Origin of the sequence: Actinosynnema sp. NPDC023587 (assembly GCF_040640215.1) — a bacterium.
GTDB lineage: Bacteria > Actinomycetota > Actinomycetes > Mycobacteriales > Pseudonocardiaceae > Actinosynnema.
The window spans coordinates 426036-447880 of sequence record NZ_JBFABG010000005.1 but is presented as its reverse complement, the minus strand read 5'-3'; the positions used below and the strand labels follow the sequence as shown (position 1 = coordinate 447880).

Here is a 21845-nt window from a genome sequence, read left to right as displayed (position 1 = left end):
CGGCGGCGTCGCACTACGCCTCGCTGTCGGTCGGCCCGGCGCTGCCCGGGGGACCTCCCCCGGGCGCGCCGGGCCGACGATCGGACGGGCCTGTCCGGCTGCCCGTGTTGCGCCGCGAGCACGTGCCGGGCGCTCCGGGGAGCCGGTAGCGTGCGAAGTCGCCGCCGCCGAGCGCGAACTCCTCCCTGTTTAGGAGCGCACATGCGAATCGCGAAGATCCTCGGCTCGGCCGCCGCCATCGCGGCCCTGGTCGGAGCGGGGCTCGCCGCACCGTCCTCGGCCGCGCCGGCGGTCCCGGACGCACCACCCCCGATCCCGGCCGACGCCGTCCAGGTCCACCTCCAGCAGTTCCAGTCCATCGCGACCGCCAACGGCGGCAACCGGGCGCACGGCCGGCCCGGCTACCGGGCGTCGGCGGACTACGTGAAGGGCAGGCTGGACGCGGCCGGGTTCACCACCACCCTCCAGCAGTTCACCCACGGCGGGGCCACCGGCTGGAACGTGATCGCCGAGTGGCCGCAGGGCGATGCGAACCAGGTCGTGTTCCTCGGCGCGCACCTCGACTCGGTGACCGCCGGGCCGGGCCTCAACGACAACGCCTCGGGCTCGGCCGCCGTGCTGGAGACCGCGCTCACCCTGGCCCGCACCAAGCCCGCCGTGCAGAAGCGGCTGCGGTTCGGCTGGTGGGGCGCGGAGGAGCTCGGGCTCATCGGCTCGCAGTACTACGCCTCCAGGCTGCCCGCCGCCGAGCGCGGCCGGATCAAGACCTACCTGAACTTCGACATGGTGGGCGCGAAGAACACCACCACGTGGGGCGTCTACACCGACAACGCCGGGCTGCGCCGGCAGTTCGAGGCGCACTTCCAGGGCCGGGGCATCCCGACCCGGGGGGTGAACATCGCCGGGCGCAGCGACCACGCGTCGTTCGCCCGGATCGGCGTCCCCGTCTCGGGCATCACCAGCGGCAACGACCCGTGCTACCACTCGCGGTGCGACACCATCACCAACGTGACGGCGGCCGTCGTGGCGACCGGTGCCACCGCCGCCGCGGACCTCGCGTGGAACCTGGCCGGGGCCACGCGCTGACGTGCGCCGGTGGCGGTCGAGGGTCCCCGACCGCCACCGGGCTCAGGGCAGGCGCGGCTGGTTCAGCCACACGTCGAAGAACGGCTCCAGCGGTGCGACGCTGTGCCACTGCGCCAGTGCCACGAAATCGGCCGTCGTCGCCGTGGCGTGCCGGTAGTCCCGCGTCCAGTCCCGCAGCAGGGTGAAGAACGCCTGGTCGCCCAGCCTCTCCCGCAACGCGTGCAGCGTGAGCGCCCCGCGCTGGTACACCCGGTCGTCGAACAGGTTCGGCACGCCCGGATCGCCGATCCGCAGGTCTTGCGGGAGCCGCGCCAGCCGGGCGCGGGCCCGCACCGCCTGCACCGCCGCCGACGGGCCGCCGGAGTGCTCCGACCACAGCCACTCGGCGTAGCAGGCGAACCCCTCGTTCAGCCAGATGTCCCGCCAGTCCGCCAGCCCGACGCTGTTGCCGAACCACTGGTGCGCCAACTCGTGCGCGACGAGCCGTTCGCACCCGCGCCTGCCGTCCACGTGGTTCGCCCCGAACACCGACAGGCCCTGCGCCTCGACCGGCACCTCCAGCTCGTCGTCGGTCACCACCACGTGGTACTCGCGGAACGGGTACGGCCCGAACAGCTCCTCGAACAGCGCCACCATCCGCGGCTGGCGCGCGAAGTCGTGCGCCGCCGCCCGCCGCAACCGCGCGGGCACCAGCACCTCCTGGCCCAACGCCAGGGGCAGCCGCTCGTACTGGCCGATCTGCACCGACGCCAGGTACGCCGCCATCGGCTCGGCCTGCTCGTACACCCACGTCGTGGAGCTGCCGCCGACCCGCTTGTCGACCAGCACGCCGTTGGCCACCGCCGCGTACGGCGAGGCGGTCGTCACCGAGATCCGGTAGGTCGCCTTGTCCCGCACCAGGTCGTTGCACGGGAACCACGACGGTGCGCCGATCGGCTGACCGGCCACCAGCGCGCCGTCCGCCAACCGCTCCCAGCCCAGGTCGCCCCAGTGCCGCGTGCGGATGGGCTGCGGCGCGCCCGAGTAGCGCACCTCGACCACGGCGCGCCCGCGACCGCGGTGCCGCAGGCGCAGCTTGCCGGTGCCGTGGGTGTAGCGCACCGGCTTGCCGTCGACCAGGACCTTGCCGACGGCGAACCGGCCGAAGTCCAGCGTGATCGGGCCCTCGGTGCGCACCCACAGCCGGGCGCGCCCGGCCAGCCGGCCGGTCAGCGGCTTGTAGTCCAGTTCCAGGTCGTAGTGCTCGACCCGGCACGCGGGGTCCCCGTGCTGCCCCAGGTAGCCCGTCATCGCCACGCGGAGATCGGGTTGCCCAGCCACCGGCTGCCCGCCGGCACCTCCTCGCCGCGCATCACCAGCGAGGCGGGCCCCACCGTCGTGTGCGCGCCGACCGTCGCACCGGGCAGCACGATCCCGTGCGGTCCGAGCGTCGAGCCCTCCGCCAACGTCACCTGGTCCATGCGCAGGATACGATCATGGAACAGGTGGGTCTGCACCACGCACCCCCGGTTCACCGTCGCGCCGTCGCCCAACCGGACCAGGTCGGCCTCCGGGAACCAGTACGACTCGACCCACGCGCCGCGCCCGATCCGTGCGCCCAGCGCCCGCAGCCAGACCGGCATCAGCGGCGATCCACCCGCCGCGCCGACCAGCCACGGCACCGCCAGGACCTCGACGAACGTGTCCGCGAGCTCGTTGCGCCAGACGAACGCGCTCCACAGCGGGTACTCGCGCCGCCGGAACCGCCCGATCAGCGTCCACTTGGCCACCAGCGCCACCGCGCACGCCGCCACGCCGGCCGCCAGCAGCACCACACCGGCCAGCAGCGGCGCGAACGCGCCCAGCCCGCGCAGCGCGAACAGCACCAGCACGACCAGCGCCACGTGGCACATCACCGGCACGACCCGGCACAGCTCGACCAGCGCCCGCGCCACGACCAGCCGCCGGGGCGGGTCGAACGTGCGGCTCTGGTCGCCGTCCGCCACCGCGCGCGGCAGCTTCATCGGCGGCATGCCCAGGTACGAGCTGCCCGCCTTGGCCCGCTTCGGCGCGGCCGACAGCACGCCCACCAACCCCCGGTTCGGCACCTCGCGGCCCGGCGCGGTCATCCCGGAGTTGCCCAGGAACGCCCGCTTGCCGACCCGCGCGGCGGCGATCCGCAGCCAGCCGCCGCCCAGTTCGTAGGAGGCGACCATGGTGTCGTCGGCGAGGAACGCGCCGTCGCCGATCCGGGTCATCTTCGGCAGCGCCAGCACGGTCGAGGCCTCCACGCCCCGGCCGACCCGCATGCCGAGCATCCGCAGCCACACGGGGGTGAACAGGCTGGCGTACAACGGGAACAGCGCCACCCGGGCCATGTTCATCAACCGCTCGGTGGTCCACGCCTGCCACGCGACCCGGCTGTGCACCGGGTACACCCCCGCCCGCAGCCCGATCCCGAGCAGGCGCACCGACACCAGCACCAGCACCGCGTAGGAGACCAGCCACGCCACCGTGGCCGCCGGTACCGCGAGCAGCGCGGAACCCAACGTCAGCGGACCCCGCGTGAACGGGCTGTGCACGACCAGCAGCAGCGCGGGCAGCGCGGCCACGGCGGGCAGCAGGCCCAGCGCGAACGTCGAGGCCCCGTACACGTTCTTCCACCACAGCGACCGAGGCGGGCGCGCGCGCGGCCGGGACGCCTTGCCGGTGCGCTGCGCGGGCACGCCCCCCCACCGCTGGCCGGTCGGCACCGAGCCGACCACGCCGGAACCGGGCGCGACCTCGGCCCGCTTGCCGATCCGCGCGCCGGGGAACAGCGTGCTGCGCACGCCGACCGTGGCACCCGCGCCGACCCGGATGCGCCCGATGCGCACCCGGTCGCCGTCCACCCACGTGCCGGACAGGTCGACCTCGGGTTCGACGGCGCTGCCCCGGCCGAGCTTGAGCAGCCCGGTGACCGGCGGCATCGAGTGCAGGTCGACGTCCGGCCCGATCTTCGCGCCCAGCGCGCGGGCGTAGTGCGTGATCCACGAGCCGGCGAGGTTCGTCGCGCCGCTGTGCTCGGCGAGCTTCTCGGCCGTCCACAGCCGCAGGTGCACCTTCCCGCCGCGCGGGTAGGTGCCCGGCTTGACGCCGCGCAGCAGCAGGCGCGCGCCGCCCGCCGCGATCGCGACCTTGCCGGGCGGGCTGAGGAACAGCAGCCACCCGACCGCGATCAGCCACCACGGCACCGCCACCAGGCCGAGCACGGTGCCGATCGCGGCGAGCGCGACCGTCCACCGCAGACCGGCCACGGTCATCAGCGGCACGGTCAGCAGCGCCTGCACCAGCGCCGCGCGGCGGGGCGTGGGCACGACCTCCCGGACCGGCGCGTCGTGCTCGGCCAGTTCGTCCAGCCGCGTCGCGAACGCGCGCAGCGTCGGGTGCTGGTAGACGTCGCTGACCGACACCTCGGCGAACCGGGTGCGCACCAGCGACATCAGCCGCGCGGCGGCCAGGCTGCCGCCACCGCTGGCGAAGAAGTCCGCGTCGGAGCTGGTGACCCGCGAGCCGAGCACCTCGGCCCACTGCTCGGCCAGCCACGCCTCGGTGCCCTGGAGGTGGCTCTCGGCCTCGGTGTCGAGCGCGGGCAGCGGCCACGGCAGGGCGTTGCGGTCGACCTTGCCGGACGTGCGGGTGGGCAGCGTGCCCACCACCGCGATCAGCGGCACCAGCGCGGCGGGCAGCGCGGCCCGCAGCCGGGACACCGCGTCCGGGCGGTCGAAGTCGTCGCCGGCCACCAGGTAGCCGACCAGGATCTGGTTGCCGCCCCGGGTGGTCCGCACGGCCGCCGCCGCGCCCGCCACGCCCGGCAGGGCCTGGAGCGCCGCGTCGACCTCGCCGAGCTCGATGCGCCGGCCGCCCAGCTTGATCTGCTCGTCGGCGCGCCCCAGGAACAGCAGGCCCTCGGGCTCGGCCTTGACCAGGTCGCCGCTGCGGTAGGCGCGGGACCAGCCCAGCGCGGGCAGCGGCGCGAACTTCTCGGCGTCCTTGACCGGGTCCAGGTAGCGGGCCAGGCCGACGCCGCCGATCACCAGCTCGCCGGTGCCGCCCATCGGGACCACCCGGCCCTCGCCGTCGACCACGGCCAGCTCCCAGCCGTCCAGCGGGAGCCCGATGCGCACCGGCCCGACACCGGTCAGCGGCGCGCCGCAGGCGACGACCGTGGCCTCGGTGGGGCCGTAGGTGTTCCACACCTCGCGGCCCTCGACCGCGAGCCGCTCGGCCAGCTCCGGCGGGCACGCCTCGCCGCCGAAGATGAGCAGCCGCACGTCGTCGAGCGCCTCGACCGGCCACAGCGCGGCCAGCGTCGGCACCGTGGACACGACGGTGATCTCCTGCTCCACCAGCCACGGCCCGAGGTCCATGCCGGTGCGCACCAGCGAGCGCGGCGCGGGCACCAGGCACGCGCCGTTGCGCCACGCCAGCCACATCTCCTCGCAGGACGCGTCGAACGCGACCGACAGCCCCGCCAGGACGCGGTCGTCCGGGCTGATCGGGTCGTCGGCGAGGAACAGCCGGGCCTCGGCGTCCACGAACGCGGCGGCCGAGCGGTGCGAGACCGCGACGCCCTTGGGCTTGCCGGTGGACCCGGAGGTGAAGATGATCCAGGCGTCGTCGTCCGGGCCGGGTGCGCCGACCATCCCCAGCGGGGTGGAGCGCGGGACGATCGCGCGGCCCCCGGTCAGCACGGCGCACACGTCGGCTTCGCCGAACACGAGTTCGGCGCGCTCGTCGGGGTCTTCCGCGTCGACCGGCACGTAGGCCGCGCCGGCGGCGAGCACCGCGAGGATCGAGACGTAGAGGTCGACGGTGCCGGACGGGACGCGGACGCCCACCCGGTCGCCGACGCCGACGCCGAGGTCGGCGAGTTCGCGCCGCGTGCCGTCGACGGCGTCGAGGAGTTCGCGGTAGGTCAGCGAAACCGTGCCGTCGTCGACCGCCGGCGCGTCGGGGTGCCGGCGCTCGGTGTCGGCCAGGACGTCGAGCAGGGTGCGTTCCGGCGCGGCGGGGCGGGCGCGGAACAGCGCGGGAGCGAGGGGGTGGTCGGGGGCGACGGTCACCGGCGGGCACCGGCTGGAAGCAGACGCACTGTTTCGTCCTCCGCGAGATGGGGGAGCTGCGCCGCACTCGGTGGGGACCGGTCAGGCAGCCTCGGCGATCGCGTGCCGCGGAATCGCCGATTTGCCACTCTACCTGGGGTTCTGGGCCGGTCCGGGTGATCGACACCTGAAGTGGGGGGCCTCACAGGGGGTAACGGCCTTGACTTTCGAACAACAGCTATGTTCGATCGAACAAGGTGACTGATTGGAGTGGCGCGGATGAAGGTCGGCATCACCATCCTCCCCGAGTATCGCTGGGCTGAGGCGAAACCGCGCTGGCAGGCGGTGGAGCGCTACGGTTTCCACCACGCCTGGACGTTCGACCACCTGGGCTGGCGCACCCTCGTGGACGGCCCGTGGTTCTCCGCAGTGCCCACGTTGGCGCTGGCCGCCGAGGCGACGGCGCGGATCGAGCTGGGCGTCCTGGTGGCCTCGCCCAACTTCCGCCACCCGGTGCCGTTCGCGCGCGAGCTGATCGCCTTGGACGACGTGTCGGGCGGGCGGTTCACGCTGGGCGTCGGCGCGGGCGGGATGCGCGGCTACGACACGGAGGTGTTCGGCGGGACGAACGCCGCGGCCAGTCCGGCCCGCCGGTACGCGGAGTTCGTGGAGCTGCTGGATGCCTTGCTGACCCGGGACAATGTCACCTGGACGGGTGACTACTACCGGGCCCTCGGGGCGCGGAACCTGCCCGGTTGCGTGCAGCGACCGCGCATCCCCTTCGTGGTCGCGGCCAACGGGCCCAAGGCGCTGGGGCTGGTCGCCCGCTACGGCCAGGGGTGGATCACCACGGGCACCTCCCAGGACGCGCTGGAACCGTGGTGGGCCTCGGTGGGGGAGTTGGCGACCCGGCTGGACGACGTGCTGATCAGGTCCGGGCGGGACGGGGCGGAGGTGCGCCGGTTCCTCCAGACCGACGCCGCGCCGGTGTTCTCGCTGTCGAGCGTCGAGTGCTACCGGGACTTCCTGGGGCGCGCGGAGGAACTGGGCTTCACCGACGTGGTCGCGCCATGGCCGAGGGAGTCGGGGGTGTTCGCCGGCGACGAGGGTCTCCTCGACACCATCGCCGCCGAAGTTCTTCCCGAGTTGGCCTGACATTTCCCCGCCGGTCACCCGAATTTCACGGCCTGGTCATGTCCCGCCGGGCGTGTCGGCCCGTTTCCTGTTGCGGCGCTTGACGAAGCTGGATACCGCATGCGGTCCACTGTAGACAGTGTCGGCTCCCGGCCGGGCGGTCCACCCCGACCGGCGCGGTGCGCCGTCCGGCCGGATGGGGTGCGAAAGGGATCGGGACGCCGGCGGGCCCCGGTGGAATTCCCGCACCGCGCGCTCGGGCACTCGGATTTCCGTCCCGTCCGGCACCGCGTCCGATTCCCGGAAACCGCGGGAGCACCGCCGAGAAGCGCGACCGGGACGGCGTCGAGGTCCGGTACTCCGCGCGTCCGAACCGTCACGCACTTCACCGGATCGCACCTACTGCGACGAACCGCCCACGAACTGTGACCACCTGCGTACGAACGGGTGTGAACGATGCGCCGGCCGGGGATGGCGGACTTACCTCGTCCGCCCGCCTCTCGGCTTATCCCCCGACCGACTCCCGCCGGAGCGCTCAACAGGGCCGGTGGTCTGCCAGGCCCCGGCTTTACGGCGCGTGCGCCCGCGTCGAAGAGGCGCGGCGTGGTCCTGGACTTACCGGTGGTCGAGCGTGGTGGACCTCCGCCGACTTCCTGACCAGTGCGGACGCCCTCGGCACCGCCCCGGTGCGGCCGGTCGCCCGCCGTCGGGGCCCGGTCCGGTGATCGGCGGTGACCGGTTTATCGGCTTCGCCGGCGGTAAACCCGCTGATCAGAGCGGAGTCGGGGGGCGACGGCGCGAGTTTCGTTCCCGGTGTGTGGCTGCCGGCGAATCCGGGATGGCATGATGGAGGCAGTCGGGAAAGCGATCTGCACAGGAGCCGATCCGCACTCGACGCTCAAACAGGGGCAAGGGGAGTTGGGACTGTCGTCGTCCGCGGGAACCGGGCGTTGACGGTCGCGGTCCATTCGGGCACCGCCGGATACCCGCCGACACGAGATATTTGTTACTTCGTGTCGGCACGGCATGCGGCGCGGCGATCGGACAGGATGTGCGGCATGACCAGTGGCCGGAGAATCGTCACAGCGTGGTCGGCGCTTTCAGCGGACGAGTTGGGCGAACAGGTGCGGGCGCACGTGCGCGTCACGGACGGCACCACGCGTGCCGTGTGGGCGGCGGTGCGTGACGACCAGGTGCTCAGGGCCAGGGTGCGGGGCGCGTTGTCGGGGTTGAAGGCCGAGTTCCGCGGGCACCGCGACGAGGCCATGTGGTTGCTCTGGATCACCCGGGTGCAACAGCAGCTCACCGCGGAGCCCGTGGCCGCCACGGCGGCCGAGGTGGTCTCCGACCGGGCGGACAGCGCCTGGGCGACCGCGATGGACGCGCCCGGCGTGACCGACGCCCGGTCCGACGCGGCGTGGGACGCGGCCGTGCAGACCTCCGACCGCCGCCGGTCACCGGCCGAGGGCGAGGACGACTCCAAGGCGTGGGCCGCCTCGTTCGAGGTGCCCGCACCGGGGACCCAGGCGTCCGGGACCCAGGCGTCGGGGTCCCAGACCTCCGGATCGCAGTTCTCCGAGACGCAGAACTCCGGCGTGACCGTGGCCGAGCAGGCGACCGAATCGCCGAAGCCGCGCCCGCAGGTGCCCATGGTGGTCTTCCAGACGCCCGCCGGCTGATCCGGGGCGGGCCCGAGCGGCCCGCCCCCACGCGTTGCCCCGCACAGTGTCCACTGCGGATCACCGATGTCGACGGGCGTGCGGGATGCCGAACCCCTCCGGGTCGCGGCGTTCGGCGTACCGCCCGCTCGGGTGGTGCGAGATCTCTTTGTGGCACAACGGTTCACCCCGAAACTGCTCGTCGGCGAGCCGGTGTGGACGTCGGGCCGAACCAGGCGGAATCCCCTGGGGTCGGCGGTGGCACCAGGGGCACGACCGGCTGTGTCCCTTGTGTACCAAGTCTGTCGACCTCCCCGGCGCACGAGGCGCACGGCGCGGAGTGCCGGAGTCCGGGCGGGCTCTACCGCGAATGCCGGGAAGCCTTGCCGCGAATGGCGGCGCGCTGTTCGCGGCCGGCGCGCGGGACCTCGGCGGCGTACTGTGCCAGGACAACACCGCGTTCCCGCAAGGAGTTCCGGTGGCGTACCGAGTCGGCCCGGCGACCTGCCCGTTGCCACTGCCGATGGGCCGCGCGACCTGGAAGGCTACGCCCGGCGCACCCGGCGGACCATCAGCACCGCCGGGCTGCGCCACCCGCCGGGCCGCGACCGGCGTGCGGCCCGTCGGCGTAGAGCCCCTTGGTGCGATTGCCCGAGCGCGCTACCGGTTCACCGGAATGCCTTGTCCCGCACGGAATCCATCCGGGTACTCCACCGGACTCCGCTCGGCGCGCCGGGTGCCGCCGTTGGACCGTCTGCCGATCCGGGAATGGTGCGATCGGAGGGTTTGACCGCGCTGCGATCGGGTAAGCGGAAGCGCGGGCCAATGGGTGGTCCACAATGGACGGCACAGGCCCGCGTGGTCCGGGTCGGCCGAGCTGTCGGCCGGGACTGCCGAGCCGCATCGCGCGCCCGGCGCGTGACGGGTCGCCCCGGAGGGGCCGGGCCTGGCCCATCGCCGAGACCCACCTGTCCGATGGGGGACGCGGTTCGTGGGTGCGGGGGCGGGTCGCGCACGGTGACCGCACATGTGCGGTCCGTGTCGACGTGGTCACGCCGTGCGTTCGGCGTGTCCGCAGGATCGCGGAAGTCGGCGGGCGAGAATCCCTCGACCTTGTGAATTCGTGCACGTGCAACCACGAATCACCACCGCCGGACGGCCGACCGCTGCCATCCGGATGAAACTCTGGAGTGGGCGACAACCTGTGCGGGTGGTGTTCGAAGCAGCCCCTGCTTCTAGCTCAGGGTGACTGTTAGCTTGCGGAGAGCGAGGGCCCCTCCGGGCTCGCTGTCCCTTGTGGAGGTTCTGGGATGAAACGCTCTGCCACAGCGCTGCCCGCCGCACCGTCTCGCGGGTGAGCGGACGGATGCGAACCAACCGGGTGAGAACCATGGGGCACACCACATCCGATGCGGTGGAAAGGGCGCACGTGTCCGTCGATCTCGTCGTCGTGGGAGTCGGTTACGTTGGACTTCCCCTGGCGGCCGCGGCGAGTGCCGCGGGCCAGTCGGTCATCGGATACGACATCTCGCCGACGGTCCGCGACCGGCTCGCCGCAGGTTTCTCGCACGTTCCCGACGTCACCCCGGCGCAGTTGAGGGGAATGCTCGCCACCGGCTTCACGGCCACCACCGACCCGTCCGTGATCACCACCGCCGACACCGTCGTGATCTGCGTCCCCACCGGGCTCGGGCCGGACGGGCGGCCCGACCTGTCCGCCGTGCGCGCGGCGGCGGCGACGGTGTCGGACCACCTGCGCCCCGGCACCCTGGTGGTGCTGGAGTCCACCAGCTTCCCGGGCACCACGGACGAGGTGGTGCGGCCCATCCTGGAGCGGCACGGCCTGGTCGCGGGCGAGGACTTCCCGCTCGCGTACTCGCCGGAGCGCATCGACCCCGGCAACCGGCGGCACGGCATCCGCAACACCCCGAAGGTCGTCAGCGGGCACACCCCGTTGTGCGCCAAGCACTGCGCGGCGTTCTACGGGCGTTTCGTGGAGACCGTCGTGGTGGCCAAGGGCACCCGCGAGGCGGAGATGGCCAAGCTGCTGGAGAACACCTACCGGTACGTGAACATCGCGCTGGTCAACGAGATGGCGGTGTTCTGCGACCAGCTCGGCCTGGACGTGTGGGACGTGCTGCACTGCGCGGCGACGAAACCGTTCGGGTTCGCGCCGTTCACCCCGGGCGCGGGCGTCGGCGGCCACTGCATCCCGATCGACCCCCGCTACCTGCTGGACAAGGCGCGCCGCGAGGGCGCGCGCCTGACCGTCGTGGAAGCGGCCCGCGAGGTCGACCGGACCATGCCCGGCTACCTGGTGGACCGGGTGGCGCGGCTGCTCGCCGGCGACGGCAAGACCGTCGCCGGGGCCGGGGTGCTGCTGCTGGGCGTGACCTACAAGGCCGACGTGCCCGACACCCGGGAGTCGGCCGCGCTCCGGGTCGCCGCCGGGCTGGCCGCGCTCGGGGCGCGGATCGCCTACCACGACCCGGTGGCCGGCGAGGTGCCGCAGCTCGGCCCGCCCGTGCCGGACCTGGACGCGGCGCTGCGCGAGTCGGACGCCACCGTCCTGCTCGTCCCGCACCGCGATTACGACCTCGGCCACCTGGCCAGGCGCGCGCGGCTCCTGCTCGACGTCACGGGCCGCGTGCCCGGAGGGGAAGTCCAACGCCTGTAGTCCGGGCCCGGGGGAGCGGTCGGCGAAGGGCCCCGGGCGGTGCTCGGGGCCCCTCAGGCGGGCTTCTGCCGGCCGTGCCGCCGATCGGGCGCGACAGCACGGCGAAGCACTCCCGGCCTGCCCGCGCGCGACAGCCGCGACAGCCCGGCGGCCGGTGGCGACCAGCCGCGATCAGCGCAGCAGGTGGGCCATCGCCCGACCCGCCGCGACGAACGCCCCGGCCGCGTCCGCCGCCAGGACCCCCGCCCGGTGCGGGACCAGGGCGACGTGCGGTTCGAGCGACCACGCACCCCGGTAACCGTTGTCCCGCAGGAGTTTCACGCAGTCGGCGACCCTCGCGGCACCCTGCCCCGGTGCTACGAAGCGGTCACCGACCGCGTCCTTGACGTGCACGTGGACCACGTGCGGCAAGACCTTTTCCAGCAGCGCGTACCCGTCGTAGCCGTGGGCCACGCCGTTGCCGGTGTCGAAGAGCAGCTTGAGCGCCGGGCTGCGGACCTCGTCGAGCAGTTCCAGCGCGCGCCCGGCGTCGGTGCCCGCCCACCCCGAGCAGTTCTCGTGCAGCAGCACCACCCCGGCATTCTCGGCGGCCTCGGCGAGCACGGCGATCCGGGCGACGACCCGGTCCCGCCAGCGCGCCTCGGGAAGGCCGCAGTTGGGGTAGGACATGATCCGGATGTACCGGGTGCCGAGTTCGCCGCACCGGCGGGCGAGCGTGTCGAGCTCGGCGAGGTCGTGCTCCAACGGGGTGGACACCGGCCGGCCCCAGCCGCCGATCCGGGACGCCAGGCAGACCACGTGCACGCCGTGGTCGGCGAGGGTCTTCGCGATGCCGGTGAACCGGTGGTCGTCCAGCTCGGCGATCGGGACGGTGTCGACCGTGCGCAGCTCGATCGCCGACCAGCCGAGCTCGGCCAGCACCGCGAGCTGGCCCGGCAGGTCGTGCGCCGCCTCGTCGGTGATCCCCGCCAGCACCTCGCCGGGCCGGGCGGGCGGGTGCTCAACGGGCATGGGCGATCACCGCGGATTCCGAGCGGGTGGCCGGGACGACCGGCTCGGCGCAGATGTTCTTGGCCACCGACAGCAGTTGCACCACGTCGGTGGCGAACGCGAAACCCCGCGCGTGCTGGTCCCCGACGCCCCGGAAGAGCTGGTAGGCGCGGATCATCCACTCGGTCAGCGAATCGTCGTGCAGCACCTCGCGCTCGCGGTGGCCGTTGAGCGTGACCGAGAGCTGCGAGTGGTCGTCGTCGGCGCTCACCGCGTAGTGGCCGACCGCGGTGCCCCGCTCGAACTTGACCGTGATGCGGCGCTCGCGCACCGGCGAGGTCAGGTCGGAGCTGATCTCCGTGCGCACGCCGCTGTTGTGCCGCAACCCGACCCGCGCGCCGCCCATCCGGGGCACCACGACGTCGCCGACCACCAGGTCGAACCCGGCGGCGTGGGTGACCCGGGCGTTGCCGGCCAGGCGCAGCGCCAGGCCGACGCCGTGCGGCAGCTCCACGTCGAACGCGGTCGGGTGGCTGGGCCGGGCCAGCGACCGGCGGAAGCGCGGCTTGTTCTGCACGATCGTGATCGACTTCGGCTCGCCGAGCACGCCGCCGCGCACCAGCTCGGTCAACCGCACGGTCAGCGCGCTGGTCAGCCACGGCTCGACCACCGCGACGCGCAGGCCGTGCTTGCGGCGCAGCCGGATGATCCGGGCCAGGTCGTCGGTGTCGGCGGCCAGCGGCTTCTCCACGACCAGGTGGCGGAAACCGCGCTCGGCGAGTTCGCCGATCACCTCCGTGCGCACGGTGGGCGGTGTGCACACGTGCGCGACGGTGTCCGCCGGGTCGACCAGCGCCGCCGCCTCGGCGAGGCTGGTCACCGTCACCAGGCCGGGCCGGTCGCCCAGCACCCGGCGCGGGTCGCAGGCGACCACCGGTTCCCCGTCGAACAGCCGGCGGGTGCCGGCCCGCGCCTTGGCGAGCACCGGGAGGTGCAACTCCGCTCCGGCTCGGCCGAGTCCCACGACGAGTGTCCGCACCATTGAGCCCCTGTGTCCGTCCGGTGTGTTCGCGACGCATGCGAATTAAACGACCTAATTCGATCGATAACGACGTTGTACGACTGGGCCCGTGCTGTCAATGCGATCCGGCCTAGTTGACCAGGAAGAGTGAATTCCCGTGCGTGCGAAGGTCCTCCGGGACGCCTGCAATACGCTCCGAGCCGTGCTTCGTCAGCGGAGGTGAGCGCACTGCCCGTCCCATTCTTCACGCAATCCGCCACATTCTCGCGAAGAGGGCCGATAACGCGGCAGTGCATTGTCGGGGTGCGCCGGGAGGGCGGGTATCCGCTCGGCGTCGAGGTGATCGGGGTCGGCGGGCACGTCAGCGGCCTGCGCCGGGTGGCGGTCCGCTGCCCGGTGGTCCACTGCCCGACGCCATTGCGCGCCGGCCGTTGTTCACCGATCCGGGGCACCGGTCCGACGATTTCCCCGACGTCGCGGCGACGTGGACGTGGTGTGCGGGGGAATCGAGGAATTCCACGTCGGGAGGATTCGCGTGACGATTCCCGGACCGGGGTGTGGGAAACCGTGATGCGTGCGCGACGGGCGCGGCCCGCCGACGCCATGACGTCGCAGGACTTGTCGTGACCGCCCCGGCCGCCCCGGGCCGGGTGCGGGCTTTCGCCCGGCCGGCGACGCCCGACATCGTCGACCGCCACCTGGGCGTCCTGGTGGCGTGGGCGCTGCTGGCCCCGGACCTCCGCGCCGACGGCCGCGTGCTCGCCACCACCGGGCTGGTCCTGCTCGGTGCGGTCTGCACGTTCGTCGCCGTCGTGGCGCTGGACGACGTGGCCGGGTTCCGCGCCGGCGGCGACCGGGCCGGCGGTGACCGGACCACGTCCGCGCGGCAGGCGCTCGCGTTCGCCGGGGTCGCCGGGACGGCCGGCGGTGCGCTGTGGCTGTCGGCCGCCGCCATCGCACCGCACGCTCCGCTGTGGACGCTCGTGCTGATGGGGGTGACGTTCGCCCTCGCCCTCCGGTACTCGTGGGGCCGGAAGCCGAGCCACCGCGGCTTCGCGGAGATCTTCCCGGTCGCCGTGGGCTCGGCGGTGGTGCTCGTGCCCCACGGCCTGGCGGTGGGCGCGGTGCACGCCGGTGTCGTCGTGCAGGCGCTGATCTTCGGCCTGGGCCCGCTGCTGGCCGCCGTCTACGCCGACACCCGTGACGTCGGCGGCGACAGGCGGTTCGTGGTGGCGCTCACGTCGGTCGAGTTCGCGCTGATCCTCAGCGCGCCGTTCGCGGGCGCTCCGTGGTGGCTGTCGCCGGCGATGCTGCCCACGATGCTCCTGCGCCTCGACCAGTCGCGGGTCGGGTTCGGGCTGGGCGACCTGGCGCGGGCTCGCGGGCTGGGCGTCCTCACCCACCGGACCACGGTGGCCGCGCTCGTGGTGGTGAACCTGCTGTGAACACCGAGGCGGACGTCGTGGCCCTTTGGCGGGCGTCGCCGCGCGCGTGCCGGTTCCTTTTAAAGCCGAGTTGTCGGGAGAGCGAGGTCGTGGTGGAGGAGAAAGTGCCCGAGGTGGAGTGCGCGGTGCCCGGCTCGGCCGGGCGACCGGCGAACCGGGTGCCGGTCGGGGCGCGCCGGCCGGGGCGGTGGACGTGACCGCGCCCGGGTACGTCTTCGCCGAGCGCGGCCAGCACGCCGCCGAGCGGTTCCGGTGCCTGGCCGCCGCCTACGACCCGGTGACGCTGGCCCGGCTGGCCCGGACCGGCGTGCGCAAGGGCTGGCACTGCCTGGAGGTCGGCGCGGGCGGCGGCAGCGTGGCGCACTGGCTCGCCCACCGGTCCGGGTCCGTGCTCGCGACCGACCTCGACCCGCGGCACGTGCCGCCCGCGCCGGGACTGGTCGTGCGGCGGCACGACGTGGTGCTGGACCCGCTGTGCGAAGGCGAGTTCGACCTCGTCCACGCCCGGTTCGTGCTGGCCCACCTGCCCGAGCGGGAAGCGGTGCTGCGCAAGTTGGTCCGGTCGCTCAGACCCGGCGGCTGGTTGCAGGTCGACGAGTTCGACAAGAGCTACGCGCCGGTCCTGGTCGCGCCCGACGCCGAGGCCGCCCGGTGCTACCGGGAGTTCACCGCGGCGGAGGAGCGGGTGCGCGCGGCGGCCGGGTCGGCCGGCGAGTGGGGCCGCGAGGTCGCCGCCTCGATGGTGGCCGCGGGTCTGGTGGACGTCGACCCGGTGCCGGTGACGCAGCCGTGGCGCGCGGACTCGCCCGCCGTGCGGCTGCTCGTGCACCACACGCACCACCTGCGCGACGAGCTGGTGGCGGCCGGGATGACCGACCAGGACCTGCACCGGGTGCGCGAGGTGCTGGCCGACCCCTCGTTCCGGGCGTCGTCGTGCGTGTTCTACTCGGTGCACGGGAGGCGACCGTGACCGCCGCCGCGCTGGAGGCCGTGACCTGGGCCGGGCCGGTGGACCTGCCGCTGGCGGGCGAGCTGGACGTGCAGGCGGCGTGCGGGCTGATGCACCTGCACGGCCGCCGGTTCGGCCGGCCCACCCGGCTGGGCCTGGACCACGCGTCGATCAGCGCGGCCGAACTGGCCGGGATCGGCGCGCGGGCGGTGGAACTCGCGCGGGCGCGCGGGATCGCGCTGCGGCCGGCCACCACGTCGGTGGCCCAGGCCGCGCTGCTCACCGTCTCGCAGTACCTGGCGGCGGCCACCGCCGAGGGGTGGCCCGAACCGCACGAGCCGGGCGGGCCGCCGTTCCGGTCGGTGGAGGGCGTGGCCTTCGAGCTGGAGGCGCTGCACACCGAGGTGTGGCAGCGGTTCTGGACGATGCTGGGCGCGGACCCGAGGACCGCGGCGCTGGGCCGGCGGCCGTTCCTGAACCGGTGCGCCACGGCCACCTGCCCGCTGCCCGCCGACCTCTTCGAGCTGACCGCGCGGACCTCGATCGGCGTGCTGGAGGAGGTCGCCCGGCGGACCGCGACCACGCTGGTCCGGGTGGCGTCGCGGGCCGTGGACGACCTGCCCGCGTACCTGATGACGCCGCTGGGCGACGCGCCGCCGCTGCCGCCGGGCGGGCCGCTGCCGCTGTCCGGCCTGGTGGTGCTGGAGTCGTGCCACCGGGTGCGGGGGCCGATGGCCGGTCACCTGCTGGGCCTGCTGGGCGCGACCGTGGTGCGGGTCGAGCCGCCCGGCGGTGACCCGCTGCGCGGCGTGCCGCCGATGGTGGGCGGCTGCTCGGCCCGGTTCCTGGCGCTGAACCGGGGCAAGCAGGTGGTGGAGGTGGACCTGGGCACCGGCTCCGGGCGGCGGTCGCTGCTGGAGCTGGCGTCGGTGGCGGACGTGTTCCTGCACGACTGGGCTCCGCGCCGGGCCGCCGCGTGGGCGTCGGGGCCGGCGGACCTCGCGCGCGTGCGGCCGGGGATCGTCTACGCCCACACCTCCGGCTGGGGCGACGAACTCGGCCCGCAAGCGCCGCCGGGCACCGATTTCCTGGTCCAGGCGCACGCCGGGGTGCCGTCGACGCTGGTGGGCGTCGTGGACGTGTTCGGCGGGCTGGTCGCGGCACGCGGTGTCGTGGACGGGCTGCTGCGCCGGGCGCGGACCGGGCGCGGCCAGTCGGTCGAGACGTCGCTGTTGTCCGCCGCGTCCCGGCTCAACGCCCGGTCGCGCGGGCGGTCGGCGGCCCCGCTGACCGTGCCGGTGTGCACGGACCTGGCGGCGCTCGCCCGCGACCCCCGGTTCGCCCGCGCGCTCGTCCGGGAGGGCTGCGCGTTCCCCGCCTCACCCTGGGAGTTCCCGCGATGACCTGGTGCTCGACCAACGGGATCGAGCTGCGCGACCTGGTGCCGGCGGAAACCCGGCGGTCCTGGGTGGCGGCCGGGCACTGCCCGGACCGCGACCTGTACGCGCTGTTCCTGGACCGGGTCGCCCGCCACCCCCGGCGCACCGCCGTGGTGGACGAGCGCGGCGCGCTGGACTACGCGTCGCTGGACGCGGAGGTGCGGGGGCTGGCCGGTGCGCTGCACGGGTTCGGGCCCGGGGACGTCATCGGCGTGCGGGTGCCCAACGGCCGGGACGCGGTGGTCGCCGAGCTGGCGGTGGCCGCGATCGGCGCGGTGGTGCTGCCGTTCGGGGGCGGCCTGACGGACGCGGCGAGCGTGCTGCGCAGGACCCGGGCGAGCGCGCTGATCACCGACGCGCCCGCTCCGCGTGGTCTGCGGCACCTGCGCGACGTGCTGCCGGTGACGGCCCGGGGCCCGGACCGGACGCCGTCGCCGGTCGACCCGGAGGCCCCGGCGCGCATCCTGGTGTCTTCCGGCGCGGAGCCGGACCTGGTGGCCTACACGCACAATGCGATCGCTGGCGGCCGGGGCAACCACCTGCGGGCGGTGCACGGGGACACGGAGGTGTGGCGGGACCTGGTGCTGGTGCCGCTGTCGTCGGCGTCCGGGTCGTTCGGCGCGGCGGTGACGCTGTGCCGGTTCGGCGGCACGGTGCTGCTGATGCGCCGGTTCGACGCCGCCGCCGCGCTGCGGGTGATCGCCACCCAGCGGCCGACCCACGTGTTCGGCGTGCCCGCGATGCTCTTCCGGATGGCCGCTTCGGCGTCCACTGTGGACACTTCGTCGCTGCGGGCCGTGGTGTCCGGCGGTGGCGTGCTGCCGCTGCCCGTGCTGCGGGCCTGCCGGGAGGTCTTCGGCGTCGACGTGATCGACGTCTACGGCTCGTCCGACGGCGTCGTCTGCCACACCACGACCCCGGAGCACGGCGTGGGCCGGCCCGATCCCGCCGTCGCCGACGTCCGGGTCGTCGACGGCGAGGTCTGCGCCCTGGGCCCGGTGACACCGCTGTGCCACGTCGACGCGCCCTCGCCCCGGCTGCCCGGCGGCTGGGTGCGCACCGGCGACCGGGGGCGGTTCGACGAGACCGGCGCGCTGCACGTGGTGCGGCGGCTGGACCGGGTCGTCGTGCGGGACGGCTACCCGATCAGCCCCGCCGAGGTGGAGCGGGCGCTCGGCGCGCACCCCGGCGTGTCGGAGGTGGCGTGCGTGCCGGTGCCGGACCGGGAACTGGGCGAGCGGCTGTGCGCCTGCGTCAGCCCGAAACCCGGGCACCCCGCACCGGACCTGCGCCAGCTCACCTCGTTCCTGGCCGACCGGCAGGGCGTGACCCGGCGCGAGCTGCCCGAGTTCCTGCTGGTGCTGGCCGAGTTCCCGGTGGCGCACACCGGGAAGGTCTGCCTGCGCACGTTGACCCGGCTCGCCGCCGAGCGGCACGGAGGAGCCCGGTGACGGTCGTCCCGCCCGGCGGACCGGGCTGCGCCGTCCCGCGCGCCGACGGCGAAAAACGAGGGAGCGTCGGAACTCCACGGCGCGGCGTCGTCGCGCGCGGCCGACGGGCACCGGGCCGTGCGGGTGGGAAACGGGTCGGCAAGCCGCATTCCGCGGCCTTCCTCCGGGGGAGATCCACCACTCGACGGGGTGATCGCGATTACCCGGGAGTACCCGCCGCCGCCACGGTTGTAGCCTGCTCGCCGCCCTCCCCGACACCCACGCGAATCCCCGAGAGGATGGCCGTGCGACCACTTCGCGCCCTGGCCGCGTCGCTCCTGCTCTCCGCGACGCTCCTCACCCCGTCCGCCGAAGCCTCCGCCGTCGAGTGCGCCGAAACCGACCTGCCGGTGTCGCTCGGTCTGTTCACCCAGACCGTGCACGGCCAGCTCTGCCGCCCGAGCGCGACCACCCCGGACACCGTCCAGCTCCTCGTCCACGGGGCCACCTACAACCGGCACTACTGGGACCTGCCCCACGACGGCGGCCGGTACTCCTACCAGCGGGACCTGGCCCGGCGCGGCGTGGCGACGTTCGCCATCGACTGCGTCGGCTCGGGCCGGAGCTCCCAGCCGCTCAGCGCGCTGGTGACCGGGGTCGGCCAGGCGTCCGTGGTGCGCCAGGTGGTCGGCGGGCTCCGGTCTGGCCGGGTGCTCGGCCACCGCTTCGACCGCGTGGTGCTGGTCGGCCACTCCATGGGGTCGGCCCTGGTCGCGGTGGCGGCGGCCGGGAACCGGGACGTGGCCGGCGTGGTGCTCACCGGGTTCAGCCACTCGGTGGACCTCCCCGCGGCCGTCGGGCTCTTCGTCGAGGGCCTGCGGCCGGCGCTGTTCGACCCGGCGCTGTCCAGGCGCGGCGGCGACCCCGGCTACCTCACCACCGCGCCGGACGCGCGCCGGGTGTTCCACGACCCGGGGGTGGCGGACCCGGCGGTGGTCGCGGCGGACGAGGCGACCAAGGACCAGGTGCCCGCGACGATCGTGCCGGACCTGCTGCCGCTGGCGATCCTGAGCCCGTTGACGCGGGGGATCTCCGTCCCGGTGCTGCTGGTGAACGGTCAGCTCGACGCCCTGTTCTGCGGGGCGTTCTGCGCGGACCGCACCCGGTTCCTGGACTCCGAGGAGCCGTACTTCGCGCCGCGCACCCCGGTGGACGCCTTCCTCCTGCCGGACGCCGGCCACACCCTCGGTTACGCGCCCAACGCCGGGGACTACCGCACCGCCGTGCTGAACTGGATGACCGCGCACTTCGGCTGAAACGCGCGCCCCGGGCCGGGAACGGGCGGTGCCGGTCCGCCGTCTGATCGGCGGAGGTTCCTCACGTGCTGCGTTATCTGACGATCGTCGGTGCGGCGACCACTGCCGCCGCGCCGTTCCTGTCCGGCGGTGCCGGGCGATCGGAGGCGGTGGACGGGCCGGTCATCGGGTTGGCGGTCGGCGTCGTCGTGGTGGCCGCGCTGGGTTTCGCCCGGTCGAGGGCCGCGCGGATCACCGCCGTGCTGGGCGCGGTGGTGGCGCTGGGTCTGTCGCTGTGGCTGCTCGTCCCCGATCTGGGCGCGGGCCTGACCGGTCCGCGCCTGCCGGTGGTGGCGGTGGGCGCGCTGGTGGTCGCGACCGGTGTCGGCGCGGCGGGCAGTTGGCGGGTCCGGCCGGCGGGTGTCGTGGCGGCGGTCGTCGCGCTGGGCGCGGCCGTGCTCGCGCCGGTGGCGGCCGAGGCGGTGGTGGTCGACTCCGAACCCCGGGACGCGCGGGACTTCGCGCCGCCGGCGGTCGCGGAGCGGCTGACCGGTCGGCAGTGGTCGTGGCAACCGCCGGGGGACGTCGACGCGCTCGTCGCGGCCGGGCACGGGGTGGTCGTCGGCGTCGACGGCGGGATCGTGGTGGCGCTGGACGGCGCGGCCGGTGACGAGCAGTGGCGCTACGCCCGGCGCGGCGCGTACGTGGCCACCCTGACGGCGTCCAAGGACGGCGCGGCCGTGGTGGTGGGCTTCCGCTCGCGGCTCGACACCCGGAGCCAACTCCTGGTGGTGCTGGACGCGGACACCGGCGTCGTGCGGTTCGAGAAGGTCATCCCGGCGGTGGTGGCGGAAGTCGAGGCGATCACCCCCGGCACGGCCGTGCTGGCGCTGCGCGATCGGGACCTGATCACCGGCTACGACCTGGTCACCGGCGAGGAGAAGTGGCGCTGGGCCTCGCCGGAGGGGTGCACCGCGCCCTACACGCGGGCCGTGCGCGGCAAGACCACCGTGTTCACCGCCGTCCAGTGCCCGGACGCCCTCCGGTTGCTCGCGCTGGACGAGGAGACCGGTGCCGAGCGGTGGCACCACCGGGTCGGCCTCGGCCCGGACGACGGGGAGGGGTCGGACGTCCACCTCGACGGCACCCCGGACGGCGCGGCGGTGTGGGCGCGGCTGGTCTCCACCCGGTCGCTGCCGGGCTCGGTGACCCGGGGCCTGTTCGACGCGGAGACCGGCGCGCTGCTCCACCGGCCCGACCCGCGCCGGACCGTGCGCACCGACCTCGGCCCGCGCGTGCTGCTGGAGGTCCAGGACGGGCCCGTGGCCGAGGAGGTCGAGGTGCTCGACCCGGCGACCGGCACGACCCGACCGCTCGACGCCGGCGCGTGCCGGGACCGCTCGGCCGACGTCACCACGGCGACCACCTACGTCCGGACGTGCGCCGACAACGGGCGGGAGATGACCGTCGTGGTGCAGGACCTGGACGGTTCGCCGGCGACGAGCGTGCCGGTGCGCATGGACGGTTCGGGCGAGTCCCCGGAGTCGTTCCTGGTGGCCGCGCCGGGTGCGGTCGTCCTCGCGCGGGGCGGTTACGGCGGCACCCCGTCGCCGGTCGTGGGACTCGTCGGGGGAGGGCGGGGCTGAGGCCCGCCGGTC

14 protein-coding genes are annotated in these 21845 nt (G+C 74.4%); 10 read left to right on the top strand and 4 right to left on the bottom strand.

The features are described 5' to 3' along the window. The first annotated feature begins 201 nt into the window (after window positions 1-201). Entirely contained in the window at window positions 202-1086 is an 885-nt protein-coding gene (locus tag AB0G01_RS17665) for a M28 family peptidase (RefSeq protein WP_360946475.1), read from the top strand. 42 nt (window positions 1087-1128) lie between these two features. On the opposite strand, the gene AB0G01_RS17660 is transcribed toward AB0G01_RS17665, so the two are convergent. Both AB0G01_RS17660 and AB0G01_RS17655 read right to left on the bottom strand, forming a co-directional pair. Next, window positions 1129-2406 (bottom strand): M1 family metallopeptidase, encoded by a 1278-nt coding sequence (locus tag AB0G01_RS17660; RefSeq protein WP_360946472.1) that lies wholly within the window; start codon window positions 2404-2406, stop codon window positions 1129-1131. Then, complete coding sequence (locus AB0G01_RS17655) at window positions 2373-6170, bottom strand: Pls/PosA family non-ribosomal peptide synthetase (protein ID WP_360946469.1); 3798 nt, start codon at window positions 6168-6170, stop codon at window positions 2373-2375. Before AB0G01_RS17655 ends, AB0G01_RS17660 begins: the two co-directional genes overlap by 34 nt. A gap of 258 nt (window positions 6171-6428) precedes the next feature. Here AB0G01_RS17655 and AB0G01_RS17650 point away from each other — a divergent pair, with 258 nt between their 5' ends. From AB0G01_RS17650 to AB0G01_RS17640, 3 genes are all read left to right on the top strand, one after another. Next, window positions 6429-7304 carry an LLM class flavin-dependent oxidoreductase gene (locus tag AB0G01_RS17650; RefSeq protein WP_360946517.1) on the top strand — a complete coding sequence of 292 codons (876 nt, stop codon included), beginning with the start codon at window positions 6429-6431 and terminating at the stop codon, window positions 7302-7304. Window positions 7305-8419: 1115 nt separating this feature from the next. After that, on the top strand, window positions 8420-8962 hold the full coding sequence (locus AB0G01_RS17645; protein WP_360946466.1) for a hypothetical protein: 543 nt from the start codon (window positions 8420-8422) through the stop codon (window positions 8960-8962). 1408 nt (window positions 8963-10370) lie between these two features. Beyond that, window positions 10371-11618: a nucleotide sugar dehydrogenase gene (locus AB0G01_RS17640; protein ID WP_360946463.1), complete on the top strand. Its 1248-nt coding sequence runs from the start codon at window positions 10371-10373 to the stop codon at window positions 11616-11618. 171 nt (window positions 11619-11789) lie between these two features. Here the strand turns inward: AB0G01_RS17640 and AB0G01_RS17635 are convergent, their stop codons facing one another. Continuing rightward, window positions 11790-12629 (bottom strand): sugar phosphate isomerase/epimerase family protein, encoded by an 840-nt coding sequence (locus AB0G01_RS17635; protein WP_360946460.1) that lies wholly within the window; start codon window positions 12627-12629, stop codon window positions 11790-11792. Next, a complete protein-coding gene (locus tag AB0G01_RS17630; RefSeq protein WP_360946457.1) occupies window positions 12619-13632 on the bottom strand; it encodes a Gfo/Idh/MocA family oxidoreductase in 1014 nt (337 codons plus the stop codon). The genes AB0G01_RS17635 and AB0G01_RS17630 overlap by 11 nt, the downstream gene beginning before the upstream one ends. Window positions 13633-14252: 620 nt before the next feature. Here AB0G01_RS17630 and AB0G01_RS17625 point away from each other — a divergent pair. The 6 genes from AB0G01_RS17625 to AB0G01_RS17600 all read left to right on the top strand — a co-directional run bounded on the left by AB0G01_RS17625 (window position 14253) and on the right by AB0G01_RS17600 (window position 21833). Next, entirely contained in the window at window positions 14253-15074 is an 822-nt protein-coding gene (locus tag AB0G01_RS17625) for a 1,4-dihydroxy-2-naphthoate prenyltransferase (RefSeq protein WP_360946454.1), read from the top strand. Window positions 15075-15192: 118 nt separating this feature from the next. Further along, complete coding sequence (locus tag AB0G01_RS17620; RefSeq protein WP_360946451.1) at window positions 15193-16044, top strand: class I SAM-dependent methyltransferase; 852 nt, start codon at window positions 15193-15195, stop codon at window positions 16042-16044. Beyond that, window positions 16041-17426, top strand: a complete 1386-nt coding sequence (locus AB0G01_RS17615) for a CoA transferase (RefSeq protein WP_360946448.1) — start codon at window positions 16041-16043, stop codon at window positions 17424-17426. Before AB0G01_RS17620 ends, AB0G01_RS17615 begins: the two co-directional genes overlap by 4 nt. Continuing rightward, window positions 17423-18913: a class I adenylate-forming enzyme family protein gene (locus tag AB0G01_RS17610; protein WP_360946445.1), complete on the top strand. Its 1491-nt coding sequence runs from the start codon at window positions 17423-17425 to the stop codon at window positions 18911-18913. Before AB0G01_RS17615 ends, AB0G01_RS17610 begins: the two co-directional genes overlap by 4 nt. A gap of 278 nt (window positions 18914-19191) precedes the next feature. Beyond that, window positions 19192-20208 carry an alpha/beta fold hydrolase gene (locus tag AB0G01_RS17605; RefSeq protein WP_360946442.1) on the top strand — a complete coding sequence of 339 codons (1017 nt, stop codon included), beginning with the start codon at window positions 19192-19194 and terminating at the stop codon, window positions 20206-20208. A gap of 65 nt (window positions 20209-20273) precedes the next feature. Then, window positions 20274-21833, top strand: a complete 1560-nt coding sequence (locus AB0G01_RS17600) for a PQQ-binding-like beta-propeller repeat protein (RefSeq protein ID WP_360946439.1) — start codon at window positions 20274-20276, stop codon at window positions 21831-21833. Window positions 21834-21845: the final 12 nt, after the last annotated feature.

Excerpts from the sequence above, each read along its gene's own strand:
- AB0G01_RS17610 (WP_360946445.1), top strand. The coding sequence starts at position 17,423 with ATGACCTGGTGCTCGACCAACGGGATCGAGCTGCGCGACCTGGTGCCG.
- AB0G01_RS17605 (WP_360946442.1), top strand. The coding sequence starts at position 19,192 with ATGGCCGTGCGACCACTTCGCGCCCTGGCCGCGTCGCTCCTGCTCTCC.
- AB0G01_RS17635 (WP_360946460.1), bottom strand. The coding sequence starts at position 12,629 with ATGCCCGTTGAGCACCCGCCCGCCCGGCCCGGCGAGGTGCTGGCGGGG.
- AB0G01_RS17650 (WP_360946517.1), top strand. The coding sequence starts at position 6,429 with ATGAAGGTCGGCATCACCATCCTCCCCGAGTATCGCTGGGCTGAGGCG.
- AB0G01_RS17665 (WP_360946475.1), top strand. The coding sequence starts at position 202 with ATGCGAATCGCGAAGATCCTCGGCTCGGCCGCCGCCATCGCGGCCCTG.